Here is a 341-nt window from a genome sequence, read left to right as displayed (position 1 = left end):
CAGGTATTTCAGCACTTCTTCACTCATCGGATTTACCTTGCTGGGAAAAACGGTAACCAATTTTCCTTTTTCATCTACCAAGAACTTGGTGAAGTTCCATTTTACAGGATTGCTGATGCCGATCTTCTCCGCTTCGTCAACAAGATATTTGAATAACGGGTGGATATCTTTTCCTTTTACCGAAATTTTTGCCGCCATAGGGAAAGTAACGCCGTAATTCTTTTCACAAAACGCCCTGATCTCTGCATTGGTGCCCGGCTCCTGCCGCATGAAATTATTGGCCGGAAATCCTATCACCACCAGCTTCCCTTTATATTGCTCATACAGCTGCTCCAGCTCTT

Annotated in this window: 1 protein-coding gene; it reads right to left on the bottom strand. The window is 44.0% G+C overall.

The window, feature by feature from the left end; genetic code table 11:
- The coding region (locus PLH26_RS21330; protein ID WP_324588037.1) for a glutathione peroxidase at positions 1-341 on the bottom strand (341 nt) is incomplete at both ends.

Source organism: Agriterribacter sp., from assembly GCF_035444585.1.
In the GTDB taxonomy this organism is placed as follows: domain Bacteria; phylum Bacteroidota; class Bacteroidia; order Chitinophagales; family Chitinophagaceae; genus Agriterribacter.
This window is presented reverse-complemented; position numbering and strand designations above follow the sequence as displayed.